At 38.3% G+C, this 24,796-nt stretch carries 20 protein-coding genes; 18 read left to right on the forward strand and 2 right to left on the reverse strand.

The genetic code is table 11. The features are described from left to right. Positions 1-19 precede the first annotated feature (19 nt). A complete protein-coding gene (locus tag FDO66_RS03785; RefSeq protein ID WP_141431059.1) occupies positions 20-889 on the reverse strand; it encodes a helix-turn-helix domain-containing protein in 870 nt (289 codons plus the stop codon). 644 nt (positions 890-1,533) lie between these two features. On the opposite strand from FDO66_RS03785, the gene FDO66_RS03790 reads away from it, so the two are divergent. From FDO66_RS03790 to FDO66_RS03840, 11 genes are all read left to right on the forward strand, one after another. Next, a complete protein-coding gene (locus FDO66_RS03790) occupies positions 1,534-3,537 on the forward strand; it encodes a penicillin-binding transpeptidase domain-containing protein (protein ID WP_141431060.1) in 2,004 nt (667 codons plus the stop codon). A 450-nt stretch (positions 3,538-3,987) separates the two neighbouring features. Then, positions 3,988-4,953, forward strand: coding sequence for a nuclease-related domain-containing protein (locus FDO66_RS03795; RefSeq protein WP_141431061.1), 966 nt, complete (start codon positions 3,988-3,990; stop codon positions 4,951-4,953). A gap of 400 nt (positions 4,954-5,353) precedes the next feature. Continuing rightward, a complete protein-coding gene (locus FDO66_RS03800) occupies positions 5,354-6,334 on the forward strand; it encodes a bile acid:sodium symporter family protein (protein ID WP_141431062.1) in 981 nt (326 codons plus the stop codon). A gap of 263 nt (positions 6,335-6,597) precedes the next feature. Then, complete coding sequence (locus tag FDO66_RS03805; RefSeq protein ID WP_141431063.1) at positions 6,598-6,927, forward strand: DHCW motif cupin fold protein; 330 nt, start codon at positions 6,598-6,600, stop codon at positions 6,925-6,927. A 470-nt stretch (positions 6,928-7,397) separates the two neighbouring features. Further along, the gene (locus tag FDO66_RS03810; RefSeq protein ID WP_141431064.1) at positions 7,398-8,129 is read left to right on the forward strand and encodes an IclR family transcriptional regulator; all 732 of its coding nucleotides are present in this window, start codon (positions 7,398-7,400) and stop codon (positions 8,127-8,129) included. Positions 8,130-8,148: 19 nt separating this feature from the next. Then, complete coding sequence (locus tag FDO66_RS03815; RefSeq protein WP_141431065.1) at positions 8,149-9,537, forward strand: dihydroorotase; 1,389 nt, start codon at positions 8,149-8,151, stop codon at positions 9,535-9,537. Continuing rightward, positions 9,524-10,882: an MmgE/PrpD family protein gene (locus FDO66_RS03820; RefSeq protein ID WP_181444436.1), complete on the forward strand. Its 1,359-nt coding sequence runs from the start codon at positions 9,524-9,526 to the stop codon at positions 10,880-10,882. Before FDO66_RS03815 ends, FDO66_RS03820 begins: the two co-directional genes overlap by 14 nt. Then, positions 10,879-12,096 carry a Zn-dependent hydrolase gene (locus FDO66_RS03825; protein WP_141431067.1) on the forward strand — a complete coding sequence of 406 codons (1,218 nt, stop codon included), beginning with the start codon at positions 10,879-10,881 and terminating at the stop codon, positions 12,094-12,096. Before FDO66_RS03820 ends, FDO66_RS03825 begins: the two co-directional genes overlap by 4 nt. A 14-nt stretch (positions 12,097-12,110) precedes the next feature. After that, positions 12,111-12,950: a substrate-binding periplasmic protein gene (locus FDO66_RS03830; RefSeq protein ID WP_141431068.1), complete on the forward strand. Its 840-nt coding sequence runs from the start codon at positions 12,111-12,113 to the stop codon at positions 12,948-12,950. 25 nt (positions 12,951-12,975) lie between these two features. Continuing rightward, the gene (locus FDO66_RS03835; protein WP_141431069.1) at positions 12,976-13,632 is read left to right on the forward strand and encodes an amino acid ABC transporter permease; all 657 of its coding nucleotides are present in this window, start codon (positions 12,976-12,978) and stop codon (positions 13,630-13,632) included. A 19-nt stretch (positions 13,633-13,651) separates the two neighbouring features. Continuing rightward, positions 13,652-14,419, forward strand: coding sequence for an amino acid ABC transporter ATP-binding protein (locus FDO66_RS03840; RefSeq protein ID WP_141431070.1), 768 nt, complete (start codon positions 13,652-13,654; stop codon positions 14,417-14,419). A 428-nt stretch (positions 14,420-14,847) separates the two neighbouring features. Here FDO66_RS03840 and FDO66_RS03845 read toward each other — a convergent pair whose 3' ends face one another. Continuing rightward, complete coding sequence (locus FDO66_RS03845; protein WP_141431071.1) at positions 14,848-15,468, reverse strand: FadR/GntR family transcriptional regulator; 621 nt, start codon at positions 15,466-15,468, stop codon at positions 14,848-14,850. 56 nt (positions 15,469-15,524) lie between these two features. Here FDO66_RS03845 and FDO66_RS03850 point away from each other — a divergent pair, with 56 nt between their 5' ends. From FDO66_RS03850 to FDO66_RS03880, 7 genes are all read left to right on the forward strand, one after another. After that, on the forward strand, positions 15,525-16,550 hold the full coding sequence (locus FDO66_RS03850; protein WP_141431072.1) for a homoserine dehydrogenase: 1,026 nt from the start codon (positions 15,525-15,527) through the stop codon (positions 16,548-16,550). An 18-nt stretch (positions 16,551-16,568) separates the two neighbouring features. Then, positions 16,569-17,285, forward strand: coding sequence for a FadR/GntR family transcriptional regulator (locus FDO66_RS03855; RefSeq protein WP_141431073.1), 717 nt, complete (start codon positions 16,569-16,571; stop codon positions 17,283-17,285). 115 nt (positions 17,286-17,400) lie between these two features. Beyond that, complete coding sequence (locus FDO66_RS03860) at positions 17,401-18,585, forward strand: pyridoxal phosphate-dependent aminotransferase (RefSeq protein WP_141431074.1); 1,185 nt, start codon at positions 17,401-17,403, stop codon at positions 18,583-18,585. 257 nt (positions 18,586-18,842) lie between these two features. After that, positions 18,843-19,865 carry an NERD domain-containing protein gene (locus FDO66_RS03865; RefSeq protein ID WP_258535563.1) on the forward strand — a complete coding sequence of 341 codons (1,023 nt, stop codon included), beginning with the start codon at positions 18,843-18,845 and terminating at the stop codon, positions 19,863-19,865. Positions 19,866-20,325: 460 nt separating this feature from the next. Beyond that, a complete protein-coding gene (locus FDO66_RS03870) occupies positions 20,326-21,693 on the forward strand; it encodes a putrescine aminotransferase (RefSeq protein ID WP_141431075.1) in 1,368 nt (455 codons plus the stop codon). Positions 21,694-21,912: 219 nt separating this feature from the next. Further along, positions 21,913-23,286: an APC family permease gene (locus FDO66_RS03875; RefSeq protein ID WP_141431076.1), complete on the forward strand. Its 1,374-nt coding sequence runs from the start codon at positions 21,913-21,915 to the stop codon at positions 23,284-23,286. Positions 23,287-23,310: 24 nt separating this feature from the next. Further along, positions 23,311-24,795, forward strand: coding sequence for an aldehyde dehydrogenase family protein (locus FDO66_RS03880; RefSeq protein WP_141431077.1), 1,485 nt, complete (start codon positions 23,311-23,313; stop codon positions 24,793-24,795). Position 24,796: the final 1 nt, after the last annotated feature.

Below are 24,796 nucleotides of genomic sequence, written 5' to 3' on the forward strand. Positions count from 1 at the left end.
ACAGAATGTGACACGAAATCTATAGCCATTTTGAAATTTTTGTTTTAATAAAAGAAATATAGCGATCATCCTTTAATAAGTCGAAAAATAGCAATGATTTTTCCATATATCTTTTTGCTAGGACAAAATCATGCTTAAGCTCGTAATTGTAGCCAATATGATAATACAGCTCGCCGAATAAATAAAGATTATCCTTTTCAATCGCCCAATCAATCGCTTTTTGACAATAGTCCATCGATTGATCATATTGTCCAAGCTTCGATAAGGCTTTCGCAATATCGTAAAGGAGTCTTGCCTTAATTGTATCATCCTGTAAATAAATTACATTTCCTAAATGTTTCTCGGCTGCTAAAAATATAGAGAGCGCCTCTTTCACTAAATTCTCTTCATAATGAAAAATACCTTTGCTCAATGAAATTTCGATCTCACGTTCTGACCAAACTTTATTAAAGGTTAACAAAATGGCTTGGTCAAGATGTTCGACAGCACGTTTGAAATCGTGATGAACATGGTAAATATAGATCCCCTTATGCCAAAGTAAAAGCTGCATATGCTTCTTATTAGTAGAAAACAGCGGATTCTTTTCTTCCGTTTCAACAATCTGCTTGATTTGATCATACCTAGATTTTCGACGTTCATATTTTAATTGTCTTGTTACTTCCTGTACATAATCTAATCGAGGAGTTGTACCGATATCAAAGAAATAGTTAACATCTACTCCTAAGCGTTGAGAAATGTGATATAAAGTCGAGGCCAAAGGGTATGTAATGCCTTGTTCAATCTTACTAATTTGAGCTTGTGTACAAATATCTTTTGCTAATTCCTTTTGAGAATAGCCCATTTCTTTTCTTAGTTCCCTTATTTTCTCACCAATGGCTAAAACATCCAAGACATCACATCCTAAAAAATATTCTTATAATTATATTTTATCGAAAAAAAGGATAAAAAGCGTAGATTTTCACACGAAAACAACCGTAAATCAGCTCTTATCACGAATACATTAAACTCACAAATATGTTTTAATAAACCTATATTCATAAGGAATAGTCAGTGTGGGAGCTTCTCTCTAACTGATTCTTTATGGGAGCTTTGAATGGGCTCCAATCCTTTTCCCTATTGTATTTCTGATTTTGACAGTACCTTTTTCAATCTCCATTTTTTTGCCGCTTCTATTGAGGAAGCGGTCTTTTTTTTTCAAAAAATGCTACAAATTACGCTTTAAGTTGAAAGTATGATCTAATAATATGTTGAGATGGTAAACTGGTTATGGGTTTTAAACTGTGCTGTGGTGGTAGGTCCGCAATTTCGTATGTACTCGCACTGCTGAATAAAGCAGAAGACAGAATGACAATGAATAGTAGTTTGGCGAACGATCTCAAGTATATTTCCTCCTTTCAATTATAAGGATATATATTCCAACTTCGGGAAGTGTACTCCTCTATATAAAAACCGACAAAATGTGAATGTTATTGGGAATTTTTTGGGTTAATCGAAAGAAAAATGGTAAAATGGAGCGAAGGGAGAGTGATCACGATGAAAAGAGTCTTATTTCTAATAATGCTGCTGTTAATCGTATTAACAGGCTGTAATAATGATGAGCCAACGCCAGAAGAACGGTTCTCTCAATATATTAAGTTATGGAACGAACAGAAATTTGAAAAAATGTATGGATATTTATCAACAAGTACGAAAAAAAATATTTCGAAAGAAGATTTTGTCAGTCGTTATGAAAAGCTTTATACAGACCTGGAAATTGGACAACTTGATGTTCAGTTAACAAAAACAGATCAAAAAAAAGAAGATCAAAAGGATAAAGAGAAAATAGATCTTCCGTTTACCGCAAAAATGAATAGCATTGCTGGTGAAATTCAGTTTGACCATAAAGCGTCCTTAGTTAAAGAGGAACGCGATAAGAAAGAGAATTGGTATTTAAATTGGAATACTGCCTTTATTTTTCCGAACCTGCAAGATAAGGATAAAGTTCGTTTGATTTCTCAACCTGCTGAGCGTGGCGAGATTATTGATCGAAACGGAAATCCGCTTGCAATAAATGGATTTGTCAATGAAATTGGGATTGTACCAAAGGATATGGGGGATGCAAAGGATCAAGTGGTACAGCAGCTTGCTGGAATCTTGGAAATAAGCCCAGAGCAAATTAATAACAAATTAAATGCAAGTTGGGTAAAGCCTGAATATTTTGTACCACTTAAAAAAGTTTCAAAGGAAAATCAGGAAGTTTTACAAGCAGCGGTTCCATTGCCTGGCGTGCAAAAGAAGGACGCAGGAGCACGTATTTATCCATATGGAGAGGCAACGGGTCATGTAATCGGCTATGTCGGATCCATCACTGCTGAAGAGCTCGAAAAACAAAAAGGAAAAGGCTATACAAGTGCTGATCTCATTGGAAAAAGAGGCCTTGAGCAAGTTTTTGAGGAGCGATTAAGAGGTCAAAGCGGCGTACAAATTGTGATTCAAAAGGAAGATGGCACAAAGTCAGTTGTTGCAGAGAAAAAAGTACAAAATGGAGAAAATATTGAATTAACGATCGATGCGGATCTGCAAAGAAGTATGTATGAGCAATTGACAGGAGAAGCAGGAACTGCGGCAGCTATGAACCCAACGACAGGGGAAACACTCGCTCTCGTAAGCAGTCCTTCTTATGATCCAAATCAAGTTATTCTTGGTTTATCTGACAAACAACAAGAAGAAATCAAGAACAATCCAAATGATCCTTTTTTAAATCGTTTCAAAATGACCTTCGCACCTGGCTCAGTTATGAAGCCAATCGTCGCGTCGGTAGGATTATTGGATGGAGTGCTTGACCCTAATAGCGGGAAAAATATTTCAGGTTTAAAATGGCAAAAGGACAAATCATGGGGTGGCTATTTCGTTACGAGGGTCCATAGTTCAAACGGTCCTGTTAATTTAGAAAAAGCACTCGTCTTTTCAGATAATATTTACTTTGCTCAAACTGCACTAGACATTGGAAAAGATAAATTTTCTGACGGACTGAAAAAATTTGGCTTTGGAGAAGAAATGAACTATCCGTATCCGGTTGAAGCCTCTCAAACTGGTGCACTAGATAGCGACATCCACCTAGCTGATTCAGGCTATGGACAAGGTCAGATCGAAATGAGCATTCTGCATTTAGCAGATGCCTACACAACCTTTGTCAATAAAGGAAATATGATTAAACCTACCCTCTTAATGGACCAACCTAAAGAAGAGGTATGGAAACCGAATTTGTTATCTGAAGAACAAGCACAATTAATTAACAACGATCTCGTTCAAGTCATTGAAGACCCTAGCGGAACTGCCCACTCCGGCAGAATCAACGGCATCAAGCTCGCCGGCAAAACAGGAACCGCTGAACTCAAAGTGAAACAAGGAGAAAAAGGTAAAGAAAACGGCTCCTTCGTCGCCTACAAAGTCGACCAACCGGACCTTCTCATCGCCATGATGATCGAAGGCGTCCAAGACAGAGGCGGCTCCTCATTTGTCGTGAAAAAAGTGAAGAATATATTTGAAAATCAATAATGAAGCGGCCCGCGTGTGGGCCGTTTTTTGTATGTCGTTGTTTGATTCATAATCCTTTTTAATGTGAAAGCGTCTACATTCAGGTTAAAAGTAGTACTTAATTGTGAAAGCGCCTACTTTGCGGTTGAAAGCGTCTACAATAAGAGGGAATCTGTCCAAACTTGGAAGAAATCGGTCCAAAACCGAAAATAATCTGTCCAAAACAAAACAAAATCGGTCCATCTACAATAATGTGTGTTCCGAACTAATCGGAATCCAGCTCCGACCAAGACGAAATATAACCTTTTCGTAGATAGGCTCTGAAACTTTCGAAACTGATCTAGTTTAAACAAAAAGTGAGTTCCGAAATACTCAAAATGAGGTTCCGAATAAATAAGAATTCATGAATGCAGGAAAACGTTCGATAAATAGAGAAATAAATAATGTATTCAATAAGAAGGAGTTGATAAATTGATTGTTAAAGACTTAAAACCCTCTATTCATCTTCAAATTTTAGAGGCAATTAATAAACGGCTTTTGTCTGGACATCCTAATCAATCAAAAATAGAGGAAGATTTAGCGATTAGAAGAGCAGGCTATAGGGGGGAAAAGGAAGTAGCGTTCCAATTGGAATTATTTTCACAGGAAAAGTATAAAATTTTTTATGATTTAAGACTTAATGATGGAAATCACTTTTTTCAGATAGACGCCCTTATTCTTTCACGAAATTTCGCACTAATTCTTGAAGTGAAAAATATGTCAGGAACCATAGTTTTTGATCCGATTTTTCAACAATTTTATCGTGTGAAGGATGAAGAAGAAAAAGCTTATCTTGATCCTATTTCTCAAGTAGAAAGGCAAAAATTACAGCTAATTAAATGGCTTCATACCCATCAACTTCCGCAAGTACCCATCGAAACATTCGTCGTCATCGCAAAGCCTCAAACCATAATAAAAACCACTTCCAACCCCGAAGAGATTTCTAAAAAAGTCATCCACAGTGCAAGCCTACATGGTAAATTACATTTATTTCACGAAAACTATCAAACTGAAATAATGTCAGAAGGAGAGCTTACTCAACTAACCCGTCAACTGCTCAAAAAACATACTCCACAATTTCCAAAACTACTTCAGAAGTATGCTATCTCTCAAAATCATCTTCAAAAAGGTGTAATATGTCCGAACTGTTCATCCATTCCAATGAAAAGAGAACATGGAAAATGGCGTTGTCTAGCTTGTCGGCATACTTCAAAAGATGCCCATTTAGATGCATTAAAGGATTATTACCTTCTTTTCGGTTCAGAAATTACGAATCAAAAGTTGAGAAGCTTCTTGCTGCTGCCATCAACTTCGGTAGCAGCAAAGGTATTGCATGCGATGAAGATACCCTATAAAGGGGAGGGAAGAAGGAGAATTTATTTTCTTTCGATTGATTAAAAAATGGACAGGCTGCTTTTCATTTATATGAGGAGTAGCCATTTTCAAACTAAATGTCGGCGATTTCAATTAAAAAATAGCCGTTTTCACGAAAAAACAACTATCTCATACAAATTTCACACAACTTAAAAAATCTTTCTGAAAAATTAAAAATACTGTGAAAAATCTCAATAAAGTATATGCAAAATAGAAAAAAAGGAGTATTGTAGTTTTGTTGGTTCATAATTATATAAAACTGGTCTGACCATATTAACACCTATTGGTATTTGAAGTAGTTCGGTATATTTAGCAACTAATGTAGAAAAAGGAGGAATACTGTAAAACTATTAGCGTCACGCTTAAGATAAATTTCACCTAATGGAAACACGACTAAATTATAGAAATGAATGGAGTCTTATAAATGCTGCAAAATATGAACAAATTTCTTGGCAAATGGATGCCATTTATTACCCCGGTTAGTGTAGTAATTGGAGTGCTGGCATCTACTTATTTACATTCTTTAGTATTTTTAGTACCTTGGGTTTTTGCTTTTATGTCATTTTCCGGAAGCTTAAACTCTAATTTTAAATCTTTTCAACATACCGTTACGAACCCTTTGCCAATTTTACTGGCATTAACGGTTCTTCATATAATCATGCCACTATGGGCTAGAGGAATTGGACTTGCTTTTTTCAGCAACGATCCACATACAATTACAGGGCTAATTCTTGCAGCTGTTATCCCAACAGGAATCACAAGTATGATTTGGGTAACGATGTACAAAGGAAATATCCCTCTTACTCTATCAATCATCCTTATTGATACACTATTATCTCCTATCGTAACTCCACTCAGTATGGAGCTACTTGTAGGTCAATCAATTGAAATGCCGACATTGGATATCATGAAAGGTCTCCTATGGATGGTTGTCATCCCTTCTTTAGCAGGTATGTCGTTAAATCAGTTTGGTAAACCAACCAGCATACAAAAGCTTAGTAGAAATGTAGCACCATTCGCAAAGTTGGGACTTCCTATTTGTGTTATTATTAATAGCTCGGTTATCGCTCCTTACTTGAACAAAATTGATCTTAAGTTTTTTCAAATTACGTTAACGATGCTTTTCATTGCCATTTGTGGTTATCTGTTCATTTGGGTACTAGGTGCTATCAACAAGCGCAATAAAGAAGATATTGTTGCACTCGTCTTTACAGGTGGAATGAGAAATATTAGTGCTGGCGCAGTTATTGCCGTGAGCTTTTTCCCACCACAGGTAGCTTTGCCAGTCGTTGTTTGTATGCTGTTTCAACAAATACTTGCGGCATCACATGGCCATTTGATCAATCTTTACTACGAGAAAGGCTTTACATTGAAAAGAGCAAAGGTGAAAGCCTTACAAAAATAGAATTATATAGAAAGTAGCGGTTCTGATCAAAGGGACTGCTATTTTTATAAAAGGCTGTTTTCTCAAAGTTTGTTGCTTCTGACATAAAAAACATTTGGAAAAGTGTTTCTTAGCAGCCTGCATACACGTAGACTCCTGTGGGAATGCGAGACCCCGCAGGAGCGTGCTCGCTCGCCTACGGAAAGCGAAGTGTATGCAGGCTGCGCGTTTAAAAGTAACAATCGATACGAAAACAGCCTTATAAAAAAAGGGGAGCATAGACAATGAAGATACTTGATGTACCATTCAATACGCTTGATTGGAGTTCTGTTGAAGAGACTGAGCACAAAGGCGAAACAGGTAAAGCTTTGTGGAGAACATTAGAAATGGGCAATATCCGAGTACGCATGGTCGAGTACACGCCTGGATATCTTGCTGATCATTGGTGTAGCCGAGGACATGTCTTGTTAGTTTTAGAAGGAGAATTAGAGACTGAACTAAGTGACGGGAGAACCTTTTTATTAAAACCTGGCATGAGCTATCAAGTAGCAGATGATGCTGAGCCTCATCGATCCTCAACGAAAACAGGAGCGAAATTATTTATTGTTGACTAACCAAACAGGAACCATCCTTCTCATTAAGTAGAAGGATGGTTTTTTAATTTAAAATGAGATTGGTTCATTTCAAAGTGGTTGTGCACTTCCAATATCGATATAAGTGTTCTCAAGTAGAAAAGAGTGCTGAAACCGAGAAATGGCCCGATTCGGATCAAAAGTGAGCGCATTCAATCCAAGTATGGGAGTTTTCACTCGAAATGTAGGCCAGGCCTATTCAAGAAAAAAGATAGCGATTTCAATCGATGCCGTCCTACTACTGAACCACATAAGAAGTCCAGTTTCCTTCTATAGCTCAATCTCCTTTAAAACCGCTCTTAAACTTTTAGATAATTAATAATTTTATAAAAACAATGTTAAATAATCTGACAAGTTTGAGGACAAGATGAAATTTGTCATTTATATTGTTATTAATAATTAGTAACTGATAATCAATTATCAATATTTGATAATAGAATAGGAGGAATGAAATGAGTGCTGAAAAAACATTAGCGATTTTAGATTTATTTGATTTTGAGACGCGTTCATTAACGGTTTCAGAAATTGCGGAAAAATTAAATCAGCCTCAAAGCTCCGTATATAGACATTTACGTGTGTTAAAGGAAAAGGACTATATGTTGGAAGTACAGGATGGGCAATACCGGCTTGGCTATAAGTTTTTGAAAATGGCAAAGATTGTTCGAAGTGATAATAGTTTGATGATCGTGGCAAGACCGGAAATGGAAAAGCTGATGGAGGAGACGACAGAGACGATTATTTTATCTGTACGCTCCAATTACCATGCTGTTTGTCTTGATACTATTCCTTCTCTTCATCCAATAAAAGTGTCCTCTGAACAAGGCGGGATCATGCCGCTTCATTGTGGTGCTTCTTCAAAAGTGTTGCTAGCCGCAATGAATGAGAAGTTTATTGATACCTTGTTTGAAAAAGGATTAGTACAAAAATTTCAGCCTAACACACTAAGTGAAAAAGGTGAACTGATCGAAAATTTGGAATGGATTCGGCAGAATGGATATGCATTTTCAGATGGAGAAATTGATGAGGGTGTCGTAACTTACGGCACACCGATTCACGATTTTAATGGAAAAATCATTGCTTCATTAAGTATTGCGGGTCCTAGAGAAAGAATGCTGCAGCAAGATAAGTTCTTTTTTATCGAAAAAATAAAAGAGGCAGCTAAAAAAATTGAACAGTACCTCTAAAAAGGAAGGATATGTAAAAATGAGTAAACAATATGATAAAGTTATTCAAGGGCAGTTGGTTTTAGAGAATGAAGTCACATTTGGAGAAATTGGTATTAACAATGGGAAAATTGTTGAGATTAATATAGATCAACCGAGATTAGTAGGAAAAGAAGTTTTAGATTTCTCAGATCAATATATTTTTCCTGGTATGATTGATGTTCATGTCCATTGCTATAGCAACACACAGGAAGGATTTATTCCAACGAGCCGAGCGGCCGCTGTTGGCGGTGTGACAACCTTTTTAGATATGCCATACGATGTTCCAAATCCAATAAATAATACTGACATTTTTAAAGAAAAAGTAAGCAAGCTTGAAAAAGAAGCAGTCGTTGATATTGGACTTTGGGCAACAATTTCAAAGAGAAATGGAACGGATCAAATCAAGCCCCTTGCAGAAGCAGGTGCAATGGCTTTTAAAATGTCTACCTTTGAAACAGATGAGCATCGCTTCCCGAGAATTCCGGATCCAGAAATCATCAAAGCAATGGAAGAATTAAAGGAAACAGGTCTTCTAGGAGCATTTCATTCAGAAAATGATGATATCATCAATCAAATGATCGAGGATTATCAAAAAGAAAATAAAGTGTATCCAGCTGCACATATGGAAACAAGACCGCCAGTCACAGAAACAAGTGCTGTATTAAAATTACTTGAATTTGCTTATTGGACTGGTGCAAAGCTGCATATCGTACACGTTAGCCATCCACGTACGATACAGTTAATAGAAATGTTCAAAAGCTTTGGGGTAAAGGTTACATCGGAAACCTGCTACCCATACTTACTATTGGATGTAAATGATCTTGAGAAATTTGGTCCGAAGGCAAAGAATAACCCTCCTTTAAGAAAGCCAGAGGAAAGAGAAGGGCTATGGGAGCAAATTTATGCAGAAAAAATTGAAATGATCACATCCGACCACGCACCTTGGCCAAGAGAAACAAAAGAAAGAGGAAATGACAATATTTTCTTAGCAACCTCTGGAATGCCAGGTGTTGAAATTATGGTCCCGCTTATGTTTAACAGCACCGTCGCAAAAGGGAAGCTAACACCAGTGCAATTTGCTAAGCTAATGTCTACGCATCCAGCGGAAGTATTCCAAATTCCGAATAAAGGAAAAATAAAAGAAGGCTTTGACGCGGATTTTACGATTATTGATCCAAAGAAAGAATTCAAAATTAATGAAGACGCATTCCAGTCGACTGCCAAGCTTTCTCCGTTCCATGGCCAAAAAGGGAAAGGGAAAATTGTCCAAACGATTGTTAGAGGAAGCACAGTGTATGATGGAGACGCTGTAACGGTAGAACCTGGATTTGGAAAATTTGTTGCTGGCTCCGCATCGAAGGAGGAAAGCGAAGTTGTCTTTAAATAAGTTTTTAAAATCACTAACGATCATTCTAGACAAGCAGTGGGAGGATTTTTCTGCAAAAACGATTGAGAGAACAAAATGGATCCTTTTAGATACTACGGTGGCTGCCTGGGATGGAATGAACTCAATTGAAATTGTAAATTATTTAAATAATGCAGGAAGCAAAGAGAAAAGCGAATGTTACAGCATCCCAATTATTGGAACAGATAGGTATACATCACCTTCTGATAGTTTACTCATTCATGGTGCTTCCATCGTATCAAATGAAATTGATGAAGGAAATCAATTTGCCAAAGGCCACCCAGCTGCACATATTTTTGCACCTGCTTATCTTGCAGCTATAGAAGAAAATGCAACAGGGAAGGAACTTATTCGAGCTTTTATTCTCGGGTATGAAGTAGCAACTCGTTTCGCTTATGCGTGCAATATGAATGACGATATGCATCCTCATGGCACATGGGGAACGATAGGCGGAACGGTAGCAACAGGCTTACTGCAAAAGAAATCGAAAGAGGATCTAATCGAATCCATTCTTCTTGCAGCAGCTCTCCCTCTTGCTACCTCATGGGAAGCAGCGGCTACAGGAAAAACGGTGCGAAACTTGTATACTGGGATCTCCTCACAGATCGCTTATCAAGTCTCGGCTTTGCAAAGCAGCGGATTTGAAAGCAGTCCACATGTTGTCGAGCATTTATGGGGCTCTCTCATATCAAACAAAGTTGACCCTTCCTTATTTGAGAAGGATCTGTGGAACCCACCATTAATCGATAAGAGCTTTTTTAAATACTATCCATCTTGCCGATTTACACACTCAACGATCGATGCATTATATGGATTGTTAAGGAAGGCAAAGGTTGATGCAGATAAAATTGATAAAGTGACGGTTGAAACATATCAGCTTGCCGCAAGATTAACCGATCCAAAGCCAAAAAACAAGCTGGCGGCAAAATTCTCAATTCCATACCTAACGGCTTGCATCCTATTAGATAAAGATTTGTTCGATAGCTTTTCTATCGACGCTCTAACAAACGAAGAGGTTCTCGCATTGGCAGAGAGAGTCAGTCTTGTAGAGAGTAAGGAAATGACACAAGCACTCCCGGAAGAAAGAGCAGCCAAAGTCACGATTCAATTAAGAGATGGAAGCGTGTATGCAGAAGAAGTTAGGGATGCATCTGGAAGCTTTAAGGAGCCATTGTCCATTCGAGATTTAACAAAAAAGTATACAATGATTTTACAGAATAAGGAATTAGTGAAAGGTTTAATCAAATCAACCTTGCTTATCGATGAACAAAATGATGTAACGGTGTGGGCAGAGCAATTTAGAACAGAGGAGAGATCTTTTGCATGAGTGCATTAAGCATCCAGTTGGAGAGAGTAACGCATCATTTTGCAGAGTTAAAAAAAATCAACAGTGGATCAAAAGGATACACACGAGCAGCTTACTCCAGAGAAGAAATGACCGCAAAAGAATGGCTGATGAATCGCCTGCAAGCATTGAATGTGCCAGTAAAGCTTGATGCAGCTAAAAATGTCATCGCAAGGTTTGGACCAGATGAAGGTCCAGCCCTTGCATTTGGCTCTCATCTTGATACGGTCATTGAAGGCGGGCTTTACGATGGGGCATTAGGAGTTATTGCCGGTTTAGAAATTATTGAAACCCTAGTTGAACAAAGCATCGAGCTGCCCATTCCGATCGAATTAATTTGTTTTACTGGAGAAGAAGCGAATCCGCTTGGCGGAACCTTTGGAAGCAGAGCAATGGCGGGGATAATTGAGCCATCACTTGAATATGAAGATAAGCTAAAGGAATTCGGATTTGATTCAAGCAGTCTTTTAGAGGCTAGAAGAAGCAAGAGTGATTTTCTTTGTTATCTTGAATTGCATATTGAGCAAGGAGAGGTACTTGAAAAAAATAACCAGAGCATTGGGATTGTTACTTCTATTGCGGGGATGATTCGCTTTCAAGTTAAAATTATTGGACGAGCGAGTCACTCTGGAACAACACCTATGAATTTGCGAAATGATGCATTAGTACAAGCGGCGCAAGTAATTCAAGCGGTAAATGAAATAGCGAAAAGCCGCGGAGAAGATATCGTAGCGACAGTTGGTGAAATATCTATTTTTCCAAATATGGCGAATGTGGTGCCGGGAGAAGCAGAATTGCTCGTCGAGGTTCGAGGCAGTGAATGGGGAAAAATGAAGGATGTCGAGCGAGAAATAACAGAATGGATCAAAAAGAATATCAAGCAAACAGAAACATCCACCATTGTTGAGAAAAAACCAAATATCATGGAAAAAAGGATACAGACCGATATTGAAAAAGCTTGTGAAATGCTTGGACTTTCTTATCGATACATGTTAAGCGGAGCGAATCATGATGCGAACTCAATGAGTCACCTTACCGAAACAGGGATGATTTTTGTCCAAAGTCATCATGGCATTAGTCATCATCCAGACGAATACACGAGCTGGGAAGAGATTGAAAAAGGAATCAATGTCATGCTGCATACCGTTTGCAGCCTTGCTAATCAATATGCTATACAATTTGAAAAAATAAAATAGATGAGGTGTTAATTATGTTAAAACGAAGTAAAAATAAATTTATATCCATCATCATGATGATTACTTTTATATTGTTACTATCAGCATGTGGACAAACTGAAAAAGCAGAAGATAAAAAACCAGCAACAGCACTTGATGAAGTAAAAGATAGAGGCGAATTAATTATTGGGACAACAGGCGATTATCGTCCATTTACTTACTTAGATGATCAGAATAAGTTAACAGGCTATGATATTGAATGGGCAAATGCCATTGCTAAAAAGCTAGGTGTAAAAGCGAAGTTTGAAACGGGAGAGTTTACAGGATTAATCCCAGGCTTATCAAAAGGTCGATTTGATGTTGTTATGTCGAGTGTTCACATTAACGATGAAAGAAAAAAATCAGTTGATTTCTCTGATGCATACGCAATGGACGGCGCAGTAGCACTTGTGAAAAAAGGTACGAAAAGTTTAGCAGGTCCAGAGGATATTAAAGGTCTTACAGTAGGTGTAAACGCTGGTTCTAACTGGGAAAAGCTAGTGGAGAGCATTGGTGGATACAAGGAAATGAAAACTTATCCTGGTCCTAATGAAAGCATTGCGGATTTAATGAATGAAAGAATTGACGTGGTTGTAATGGGAGAAGCAGCAGCAGGATCGTATATTTTAAATTCTCCAGATGGAGATAAAATTGAAATTTCAGGAAAACCGCTAGATCAAGGCGAGGCAAGCGTCATTTCCATTGCGATTAAAAAGGACAGCCCTGAGCTCGTAGAGGCTTTAAATAAAGCGATTAAAGAGCTTAAAGAAGACGGAACTTACGATAAATTAGCACAAAAATATTTTGGTATGACTTTCAGCGATTCAAAGAAGTAAGCAAATAAGAAGGGAGGAGCTCTAATTGGATACTAGTATTATCATCAATGGATTTCCCCTATTGATAAAAGGAGCAGCCGTAACTTTATTAATCACGATTGTTTCACTTATTTTGGGTACAGTTCTTGGCTACTTTCTCTGTTTAATGAGAATGTCGTACAATAAATTTTTATCAAGCATTTCGTTTATCTATATTTGGATTTTTAGAGGAATCCCGTTATTAATTTTGCTTTTTCTTTTCTATTATGCAGCACCATTTGATATTAAATTTTCAGCCATACAAGCGGCATTAATAGCTTTAACTTTAAATGTAGCAGCTTATAAAGCAGAGTATATCCGCTCTGGGATGCTTGCGGTGAAGAAGGGACAAATTGAAGCAGCAGAAGCGATAGGATTAACACCTTTTCAGGTGATGGTGAGAATTAGAATTCCACAAGTTATTCGCATCATTATCCCGCCTTATATTAGCAACGCAACAAGCTTTTTAAAGCAAACAGCCCAAGTGTCGGTTATTACAGTACCAGACTTAATGATGAACGCAAAAAATTTATATGCAAGCACATACTCGCCAGTAGAAACACTGGGTTTTGCAGCCGTTCTGTACTTATTCATGACATCGCTGCTTATGCTGCTGCAAGCTTGGTCAGAGAAGAAGCTTAATATTGCGCAAAATAATAGATAATGAGAGAGGGGGAATAAAGGTGAATGTCTTAGAAGTTAAAGGACTACGAAAGTCTTTTGGCCATCTCCTTGTCCTAGATCATATTGATTTATCGATTAAAAAAGGTGAGGTCGTTTCAATTATTGGACCAAGTGGATCAGGAAAAAGTACCCTTTTACGCTGTATCAATTTTTTAGAGGTTCCCGATAGTGGAGAAGTGCGGTTGGAGGGAAAATCTGTTCAGTATAAAGCGAATAAAGAAGGAAAGCTGACTTTGTCATCACGAAAAAAAATCAGTCCCTATCGTTCGAAGGTTGGAATGGTGTTTCAGCATTTCAACCTCTGGACACATAAAACCGTTTTAGAAAACATCATTGAAGGTCCAGTAAAAGTACAAAAAATGCAAAAGGAAGCAGCAATTGAGCTTGCGAAAAATCTCCTGGAAAAAGTAGGTTTGGCAGATAAAATTAATCATCATCCCAGCGATTTGTCTGGGGGACAGCAACAGCGGATTGCCATTGCAAGAGCTTTAGCTATGAACCCAAGCGTCATGCTGTTTGACGAGGCTACCTCTGCTCTTGACCCAGAATTGGTCGGAGAAGTATTGAAACTAATGACTGAGCTAGCAGAGGGTGGCATGACGATGATTGTGGTTACACACGAAATGAAATTTGCAGAAAAAGTATCTGACAGAGTCATCTTTATGGATAAAGGAAAAATCGTCAAAGAAGGAAAGCCTGAAGAAATATTCTACAGCAAAGATCAACCAAGACTCGTTGCCTTCCTAGATAGTATCTTTGCAGTGTAATATGTTAAAAGCAACCGCTTTTTTATAAGAGAAGCGGTTGCTTTCACCTTGAAAAAGAGCGCTATACCCAGAATTGTAGACTCATTCAAACACAAGTACAAATAAGATAGTTATAAAAGCTTCTTATTTTCCAAAAAAAACATTGTCAGCAAATCTAACTTAATGTTTTGAAATAAATTCAAAATAGTGTACATTATGATTAGAAGTAAATAAATTGGTCAGACCATATTATTACCATTACATATGAAGAGTGACTAGTTAGTATAGTTTTATAAATTAATCGTAGTCGTATCTGAATGAAAATAGCTGATTTTAATCTGAGAATAAACGTTTTCAATCTGAAAATGGGCGCTTTCACAAGGAAAGTGATCTTTTTCAAATCAGAAGCGACCTCTTTCACCAAAAAAACTACAATCTAGATTGCAGTTTTAAAGAAGAGTAGTATCTTCTAATTTTTCAAAAATCTCAATGATTTCTACTTTATTTTGGTTTTTATAAGCATGCTGCAAATTCTGTAACATCGTCGCATCACAAGAATGCAGCTCAAAAAATCGATTGTCCTTTAATAATTGAGCAGTGCTTTTCCATAGCGTTCCATAATAAGGATTGTCTAAGGATCGCTGAAGATTATCAACCCAATGGCAAAAGCTATCCCAAGTATCATCAGCCATGTATTCCTCTGCTTGCTTACTCATGGCAGATAAAATGATTTTTTCAGAGCACATAAGAAATACATCGTAATAATAAATCTGTTTTTGCTCGTCAAGCGGAACGTTTAGGAGTTGTATTGGGATGAGAAAAGGGGGAGATTGTGAAACAAATGTGCCTCCACCTTGACGAGAGTCCAAGTAACCTAAGAACTCAAGCACTCTTAAGCCTTCTCTGACTGATGAGCGGCTAATTTCAAGCAGTTCGCAAAGCTTTCTTTCAGAAGGAATTTTAGCACCAGAAGGCAGATTTTCTTCATGAATATAGCTAACAATTTGTGCAGCCGCTTGCTCAAAGGTTCTTGGTTCCCGTTTAACAGGGGATAGTTCATTTTGTTTCATTTGGTTACCTCCGTGATTCTAAATACATTAAGTATAGCATAACAAAGGGGATTTCTATGCAGAAGAAAATCATATTAACCGGGTATGGCACCGTTGCAAAAGAACTAATGAAACTGATCGCTAGCAACGGAGCATTGATAAAAGAAAAATACGGCTTTGAACTAGTTGTAACTGGAATTGTAGGCAGTAAAGGGATGATTTACGATGAAAAAGGAATCCAGCTCTTAAGCTTGATCGATTTCGGAACGGGTTCGGAAGCACTTTCGAGATATTCGGAATGTTTCCAGCTTCCTTTTACCGAACCAATTTTTCAAGGAGATGTCCTTATCGAATGCACCCCGACAAATATAGAAACAGGGGAACCAGCACTTGGCTATATTCAGAAAGCTATGACGACTGGAATGGATATTGTCTCTGTTTCAAAAGGAGCGCTTGTCATGGCATTCGATAAAATCAAGACACAAGCAGCCAAGCATGGCAGCCGACTAAAATACAGCGGAGCAACCGCGGCAGCCCTGCCAACGCTTGATATCGGAGAATACAGTTTAGCAGGCTGCACGATTACCCGTATCGAAGGCATTTTAAATGGAACCTCCAATTTCATTTTAGCTAGCATGAGCGAGAATAACTTATCCTTTGAAGAGGCGCTAAAGATTGCTCAGGAAAAAGGAATTGCTGAAGCAAACCCTGCTTTAGATGTGCAAGGATTTGACACTGCTTGTAAAATTCTCCTTCTCGCTAACGGATTTTTCGGTAGTGGCTTATTAATTGACGATGTTAAAATCAAAGGGATTGAACAAGTCACAAAAGAAGAAATTCAGGTGGCTAAACAAAATGGCCGTAAGTTAAAACTTCTGGCTAGTGCCTATAAAGAAGCAGAGAAAGTGATCGTAGAAGTAAAACCATACGAGCTTGAGAGCGAGCATCCTTTGGCTTATGTCAATGGAACAAATAAGGGTGTCGTTTTTGAAACGATCGAAATGGGGGCCGTTTGCGCAACTGGAGGCGCATCTCACCCAAGAGGAGCGGCGGCCGCAGCATTAAAGGATGTCATCAATTTATATAGAATAGTGGCCCTTTAAAAAAAGGGGGAAGATGAAATGGCGTTTGAATCAATTAAAAGGAAAAGCCTTTATGAGGAAATTGTCTCACAGATTATTTCCTATATTCAAAACGAAAATATTAAACCAGGGGAAAAGCTTCCATCTGAGAACGAATTAATCGAACAGTTTCAGGTGAGTAAAACCGCTGTAAGAGAAGCATTAAGTGTCCTTGCCGCAAGAGGGATTATCGAGAAAAAACCGGGTGTCGGCAGCATTTTAAAAGAAATGACTGGAGCCACTCTTGTCGATCAAATGACAAATAAATTAATACTAGAAAAAAAATCGTTAAACGAAATTCTTGAGTTTAGAAGAGGAGTTGAAGTAGAGGCCGCAGCACTTGCAGCAGAGAGAGCAAGTGAGGAGCAGCTGCAAGCTATCGAAGCTGCTCATTTAGAATTGATTGAAGCAAATAAGAACGGAAAAATGGGTATTGAAGAAGATTACCGTTTCCATTATTTAATCATTCTAGCGTCTTGCAATAGCATGTACGAGAAAATATTCGATTTTATATCCCCTTATTTTCTTGAGGCAATGAAAATTACAAAGAAGCAATCAAAACAAATCTCTGATCGATACTTTAAAGAAAGCCATGAAGAGCACAATCGTATTTTACAAGCTTTAAAAGCAAAAAATCCTGAAGAAGCAAGAATCCGTACACTTGAACATCTAAAAAATAATGAAGATAAAATATGGAACCACCATTTAGAGTTATAGCCAAAGGAAATATTTAACTTTATCTGCGATTTTCAAATTATATCTACGAAACCCAATATTTTAATCAAAAATATACCTAAAAGATAAGATCTATAGCCAAAAGGAGATTATAAAAATGAATTTTTCTATTTCAAATCGCTTATCCAAAATCCCTTTTTCCAGCATACGTGAAATATTCGAAGAGGCCGCAGCAATGGAAAAAAGCGGCATTAACATTACTCATATGGAAATTGGTCGTCCAGATTTTGACACTCCGCAGCATATTAAAGATGCAGCAAATGCCGCTTTGCAGGAAGGGCATGTTCATTATACATCCAATAGCGGAACCCTCGAATTTAGAGAAGCAATAGCAGAGAAATTAAAGCGTGATAATGGCATCATTGTTGATCCTTTAAAGGAAGTCGTCGTTTCCGTCGGCTGTAAGGAAGCCATCTTTAATCTTATTTTTGCTTTTATTAATCCTGGAGATGAAGTGCTCATTCCAGATCCAGCATGGCTTGAGTATCAATACATTGTAGAGCTCGCAGGCGGGATCGCTGTTTCTGTTCCTTTATTAGAGGAAAATGAATTTATTTTAAATCCCAATGATGTGAGCGACCGCATTACTGAAAAAACGAAAATGATTTTGATCAATACTCCTCATAATCCGACGGGTGCGGTTTTACCTGAGTCATATTTAAAGGAATTGGCAGACATTGCGATTAAGCATGACTTACTAGTTGTAGCCGATGAAATTTATGAAAAGCTAATCTACGATGGAGAAAAGCATATAAGCATCGCTACTTTGCCAGGCATGTTTGAAAGAACGATCACAATCAATGGTTTCGCCAAAGCTTATGCAATGGACGGATGGAGATTAGGCTATGCGGCTGGTCCCGCAGCGTTAATCCAGCCCATTTTAAAAATGCATCAATATAACACATCAAGTGCAACTTCGTTCGCTCAATTCGGTGGCACGGCTGCTTATCGTGGAACTCAAGCACCGGTTGAGGAAATGGTTAAAGCCTTTGACGAAAGAAGAAAGCTTCTTGTTCGCCGCTTGAACGAAATTCCTGGTGTAAACTGCGTTGTTCCAAAAGGAGCTTTTTACGCGTTTCCTTCCTTTAAAGAGCTTGGCATTCCATCTAAGGAGCTTGCGACCATTCTATTAAGAGAAGCACAAATTGCATGCGTTCCAGGTTCAGCATTCGGAAATCACGGTGAAGGCTATATCCGTATGGCTTATTCAACAAGCTATGAGAAAATTGAGCAAGCAATGGATCGTATGGGAGTCGTGATGAAGAAAATAGCTGGCGTATAAAGTGAAACTTCAATCAGTGGGGCTTTTCCGACGTACAGGAAGTACTAGTGCAGACAATGCGACAGGACGTCGCGCTTTTGTCTGCTTCATCTCCCACTGATTGTTAGTTGAACCAATCGGGCTTTTACGGGCAGTTATCCCCCACCTAGGAATGTTCGTTTACACTTATTACCTTGAGGTGGGGGTTTTACTGCCTGTTAATGCGGGATAAAAAATAGAGAACGTCCCCTTTCAAATTGGAAGGGGACGGTTTTAAAATGAAGGAATTTTCCCCAACTATCTTGAAATATGTTGTAAAAGGAGATGATGATTTGATTGTAAAAAAACTTGAAATACCGATACATATTAAGAAATTAGAAGCGGTATTAAAAAGATTACCCATTCAACATCCAAAATATTTAGATATAAAGGATAAGTTAGCTAGGCAGAAAGCCGGATACTATGGTGAAAGGGATTTAGGCTATTATTTAAATTTTATTTCTGAACAAAAATACTTCATTTTCCATGATCTCAGGCTTTTTAATGGTAAAAATTATTTCCAGATAGACATCCTTATCCTTTCTCCAGATTTCTTTTTGATACTTGAGGTTAAAAATTTGTCTGGGACCTTATTGTTTGATACAAATTTTGATCAACTCATTCGTATTCTTAATGAAAAAGAAAATGCGTTTGAAAATCCAATTTTACAAGCGGAAAGGCATCAATCACAATTGAAAAATTGGTTGAAAGACCACAAATTCCCGAACATCCCCATCGAGTCGCTTGTCGTTATTTCAAATCCTCGAACGATACTGAAATCCACTTCCAACCATCCAGCTATTTCTCAAAAGGTCATTCACAGTGAAAATCTTCAAACAAGAATAAATACCTTCGAAAAACGCTATCCAAATGAGGCAATATCAGAAAAAGATCTCCGTAAACTCTCCCGTCTACTACTCAAAAAACACACCGAATTTGATCCAAATATTTTTAAACAATTCAACATCTCCGAAAAGGAACTTCTAAAAGGTGTTTATTGTCCAAACTGCTCATTCCTGCTGATGAAAAAAATCCATGGAAGCTGGATTTGTCCATCTTGCCAGCAAAAATCAAAAGATGCCCACATTGCAGCTTTAAAGGACTATGTCCTCCTGAATGGTCCGGCGATTACCAATCAAGAAGCGAGAGATTTTTTGCAACTAGATTCAAGCCCAGTCGCAACAAGGTTATTTCACTCAATGAATTTAACTTATGAAGGAAATAACAAAGGTAGAGTCTATTTTCTTAACTTTGATGATTAAAATATTGAGTTTCGTAGATATAATTTGAAAATCGCAGATAAATTCAATTTTTCGTAGATATATTATAAAATTCGCAGATATATTATAAAATTCGCAGATATATTTTAAAAATCGTAGTTATAATTCAAAAATCGCAGATAAATTTACTTCATTGAAATAGAAGAGAAATATCCGACTTAAAACCAGTCTATCTATCATTTTTCCGCGAAAAATATTTTGACAATTCTAAAGATTTTGTTATATAATGTCAATTAATTACATGGTCGGATTTGGAAAAAAATTTCACCGTAAAGCGGACATACGGTACGAAAAATCACTTTTAAGGGGGGCGATATTCACGAAATAACACCGAATAGAAATAAATATTTGGAGGTTGATAAATCAAACTCACATAATAAGTGAGTTTGCAACTATTAAGTTCGTGAATACGCATAGATTACGACTATTGAAAGGTGATAGAATGCGCAAACCAAAAGAAGAGGTATTAAAGTCCGCGGAGGAAATACTTTCTTTTATCGAAAAAAAAACATTAAATGCTGAAGAGCAAGAACGTATTATACAAGATTCGATCTATAACTTTAGTACTTTTGTCAATGAAGCAATTTTAAAGCATCGTAAATCGGTTTCGAGTGACTTCTCAGTTGTTGAATGGGAAGGTCAAGGGGCGGTTTTTCTTGACACAAAAGGCGATGAATATATTGATTGTTTAGGTGGATACGGTGTGTTTTTACTTGGACATCGCCATCCCCAGGTTGTAGAAGCAGTACAAGCACAAATTGGTCGTTATGCTCTTCATAGCCAGGAGCTGGTTGATCCACTTAGAGGTTATTTATCCAAATTATTGGCAGAGATTACACCTGGTGACTTGCAAATGTCTTACCTTGTGAATTGTGGAACAGAGGCCAATGAAATGGCGTTAAAGCTTGCACGCCTTTCGACAGGGAAAAAATGGTTTATCTCAACGATCAATGGTTTCCATGGAAAAACATTTGGTTCACTTTCTGCATCAGGGAAAGCTCTTTTTCGGGAGCCATATTTGCCGCTTGTACCAGGGTTTCAGCATGTCGAATACGGGGATGCCGATGTAGTTGAACAAGCCATTTCCCATTTAATAAAGGTTGGGGAAACAGTGGCGGGTGTCATTGTTGAACCAATTCAAGGTGAAGGTGGGGTTAATCTCCCGCCTGTAGATTATTTCTCAAGGCTGCGTGAAATTTGTGATCAATATGAATGTTTATTAATTGTTGATGAGGTCCAAACAGGAATGGGTCGTACAGGCAAGCTTTTTGGTATGGATCATTACGATGTTGTCCCTGATATTATGACGCTGGGGAAAGCATTAGGCGGTGGCGTCATGCCAATAGCAGCAATGGTCGCTAAAAGAAAACTATGGGAAAAAATGAAGGAAAATCCTTTTCTTTTAGGATCCTCTACTTTTGGTGGGAATCCGCTTTGTTGTGCTGCAGCAATTGCAGGAATCAAAACAATTCTCGAACATGATATTCCAGAGCAAGCTGCACAAAAAGGGTCATATATTGTGAATTATTTAAAGAAGATTCAAGAAAAACATCCAGAAGTTCTTAAGGAAGTACGTGGATTAGGGTTGTTAATTGGGATGGAATTCACATCAAATGAACTCGGTTACAAGCTAGCGAAACGACTTTTTGATGAAAAAATATTAGTAAGTGGAACAATTAACAATGCGACGGTTATCCGAATTGAGCCGCCAGCTGTGATTTCATATGAACAAATAGATACGGTGCTGAATGCGCTGGAAAGAAATATTGCAGCGTTGGCCGAAGAGAAAGAAAGTTTACAAACGAATTAATGTAAGAGGAATCCTTATGAAAAGGCGGCATAAGGATTCCACTTTCAAAATTGACAGAATAAACAGAATTTAACACAAAGGGCAGGTGCATTTTTGTAAAATCCTCCACGATCATCCTGCTAATTGTTTAGTATTTTCAGAGTATCAACGATTTAAGTATCTAATTTGCAGTGTGATCAGACTATAGATGAAAAATAATGTAATAGATGGAGGAATAAAATGGAAAATTCGGTAACGTTAAAGCGCTCTATTGGTTTGTGGTCGGTCGTCGTTTTGGGGTTGGGATACTTGACTCCAGCCGTTGTGTTTGACACGTTTGGGATTGTATCAGGCGATACGGATGGACATGTACCTACTGCTTATATTATTGCACTCGTAGCGATGCTATTCACGGCTTATAGCTATGGGAAAATGGTTCGCGTCTTTCCCACAGCGGGTTCAGCTTATACGTATGCCCATAGAACGATGAGCCCTGAAATCGGTTTTTTTGTAGGCTGGTTATCCCTGCTGGATTACTTATTACTGCCAATGGTAAACGTTTTATTAGGAAAAATCTATCTTGTTGCCATTTTTCCTGAAGTTCCAACTTGGATCTGGGTTGTGTTACTAGTTCTTCTTATTACGGTGGTCAATGCGATGAGTTTGAATTCAACAGCAAACTTAAATACATTATTTGTGATCTATCAAATGCTGATTATCGTGTTCTTTATTATTTTGGCGATCAGGGAACTCAATGGTGGCATGGGGTATGGGGAAGTATTTACACCAGCACCGTTCTTTTCTGGTGATATGCAGCTATCGTCACTCATTACGGGTGCAACCGTTTTATGTTTTTCCTTTTTAGGGTTTGATGCGGTGACGACTTATTCGGAAGAAACCGAAAATCCGAAGAAGACCATTCCGAAAGCGATCTTTCTGACTGCTATTATCGGCGGAGTGATCTTTATTGTTGCATCCTATTTTACTCAAGCACTATATCCTCATGTCGATGCTTTTAAAGATCCAGACGCAACAGCACCGGAAATTGCCCTCTATTTAGGAGGGAAGTTCTTTCAAATTCTATTCCTTTCGAGTTCTTTTGCAGGTGTTATTGCATCAGGACTTGCCTCGCATGCGAGTGTGTCTCGTTTAATGTATGTGATGGGAAGAGATGGCGTGTTTTCGAAGAAATACTTTGGCTATGTGCACCCGAAGCTAAGAACGCCTCTCTTTAATATCGTCATTGTTGGAGTTATCTCCCTTTCGGCCATCTTTTTTAATTTAGAGACAGCAGCAGCTTTCATTAACTTTGGCTCTTTAATTGCCTTTTCATTTGTCAACTTATCTGTGATTGCTCACTATGCATTCCGGGAGAAGAAGGTTAAAACAGCAAAAGAGGTGTTTTTTAATGTGATCCTCCCGTTAATCGGTTTTTCGTTTATGTTTATCCTTTGGCTTAATATCCAGAGAACATCCTTTATGCTTGGTTTAGGGTGGGCTGCCGTTGGTGCTGTCTATTTATTAGTGATTAAAAAAATATTCAAAGTGAATATAAAAGGAGTATCCATAGAAGAACCGTCAATGGCGGTTAGTCAGGATGCAAAACCAGTCTAAAATGAAGAGGTGAATTTTCCCTTTATGAGGATCGAAAAAATGTATATCAATGGCAGGTGGGTGATGGGATCGAGTAATACATCCAGGCCCGTTCGAAACCCCGCAACAGAAGAAATCATCGCTTATGTAACGGAAGGAACAGTTGACGATGCAAAAAGGGCGATTGAATGTGCTAGGCTCGCTTTTGATGGTCCACAAGGGTGGACTTCCTGTCATGCGAGGGATCGTGCAAGATTACTCCAGCAATTAGCAGATCTTCTTGAAGCGGACCGTGAAGAATTTGCAAAAATTGAGACATTAAACGGAGGAAAAACGATTCGTGAAGCCGATTATGATGTGAGTGATGCGATTCATCAGTTTCGCTACTATGCAGGTTTAGCTGCGGTCCCTCATGGACAAACGTATGATGTACCGGATGATATGCAAGCAATGGTCGTAAGGGAGCCTGTTGGTGTCGTATCACAAATTATTCCGTGGAATTATCCGCTTGTTATGGCTGCTCAAAAAATAGCTCCTGCTATTGCGGCTGGTTGTACGGTTGTGATTAAACCTGCAGAGCAGACTCCGTTATCCCTTATTCGCCTGTTTACGCTGATCGATCAAGTAAATTTCCCGCCAGGAGTAATTAATTTAGTACTAGGTGCCGGGGAAACAGTAGGTGCGGAACTTGCGAAAAACCCGCTCGTGGATATGGTTGGATTTACCGGCGGAACGGATACTGGGATTACTATTATGAAAGCAGCAGCAGATACCGTAAAAAAAGTAGGACTTGAATTAGGAGGGAAATCGCCTAATATCGTTTTTGCTGATAGCGATTTTGAATCTGCTGTTGACCAAGCGCTTTACGCGATTTTTGCTAACCAAGGGCAGGTTTGTTCAGCAGGTTCGCGGCTTTTGCTTGAAAAGAACATATATGAACTATTTGTGAAAGAGCTTGTCGAACGGGCGAAAGGGATTACGGTTGGACCGGGCAGTGATCCAAATAGCGAAATGGGTCCTCTTATTTCAGAAAGTCATATGAATCGTGTACTCGATTATATAGAGATTGGGAAGCAAGAGGGTGCAACGTTATTGTGCGGGGGGAACCGATTAGATCGTCCAGGATACTTCGTGGAACCGACCATTTTTACAGATACAACTCCTGATATGCGTATCGTACAAGAAGAAATTTTCGGACCAGTGCTGGTTATTCAAACCTTTGAGACAGAAGAAGAAGCCATTACGCTAGCAAACGGAACGAAATATGGTCTTGCAGGAGCTGTTTTCACTTCCGATGTAGCGAAAGCACACCGCGTCATCAAACGATTGCGAGCAGGCATTACATGGATAAACACGTATCATAACACGTATAATGAAGCACCTTGGGGTGGTTATAAACAAAGCGGAATTGGAAGAGAGCTAGGGACGTACGGTTTGGATGAATTTTTAGAAACAAAACAAGTGAATGTAAGCCTTAACGTCCAGCCGACTAACTGGTTCGCGAAAAAAACAGCTTCATATCATAAGTGAA

Source organism: Bacillus sp. 03113, assembly GCF_006546985.1.
In the GTDB taxonomy this organism is placed as follows: Bacteria; Bacillota; Bacilli; order Bacillales; family Cytobacillaceae; genus VATK01.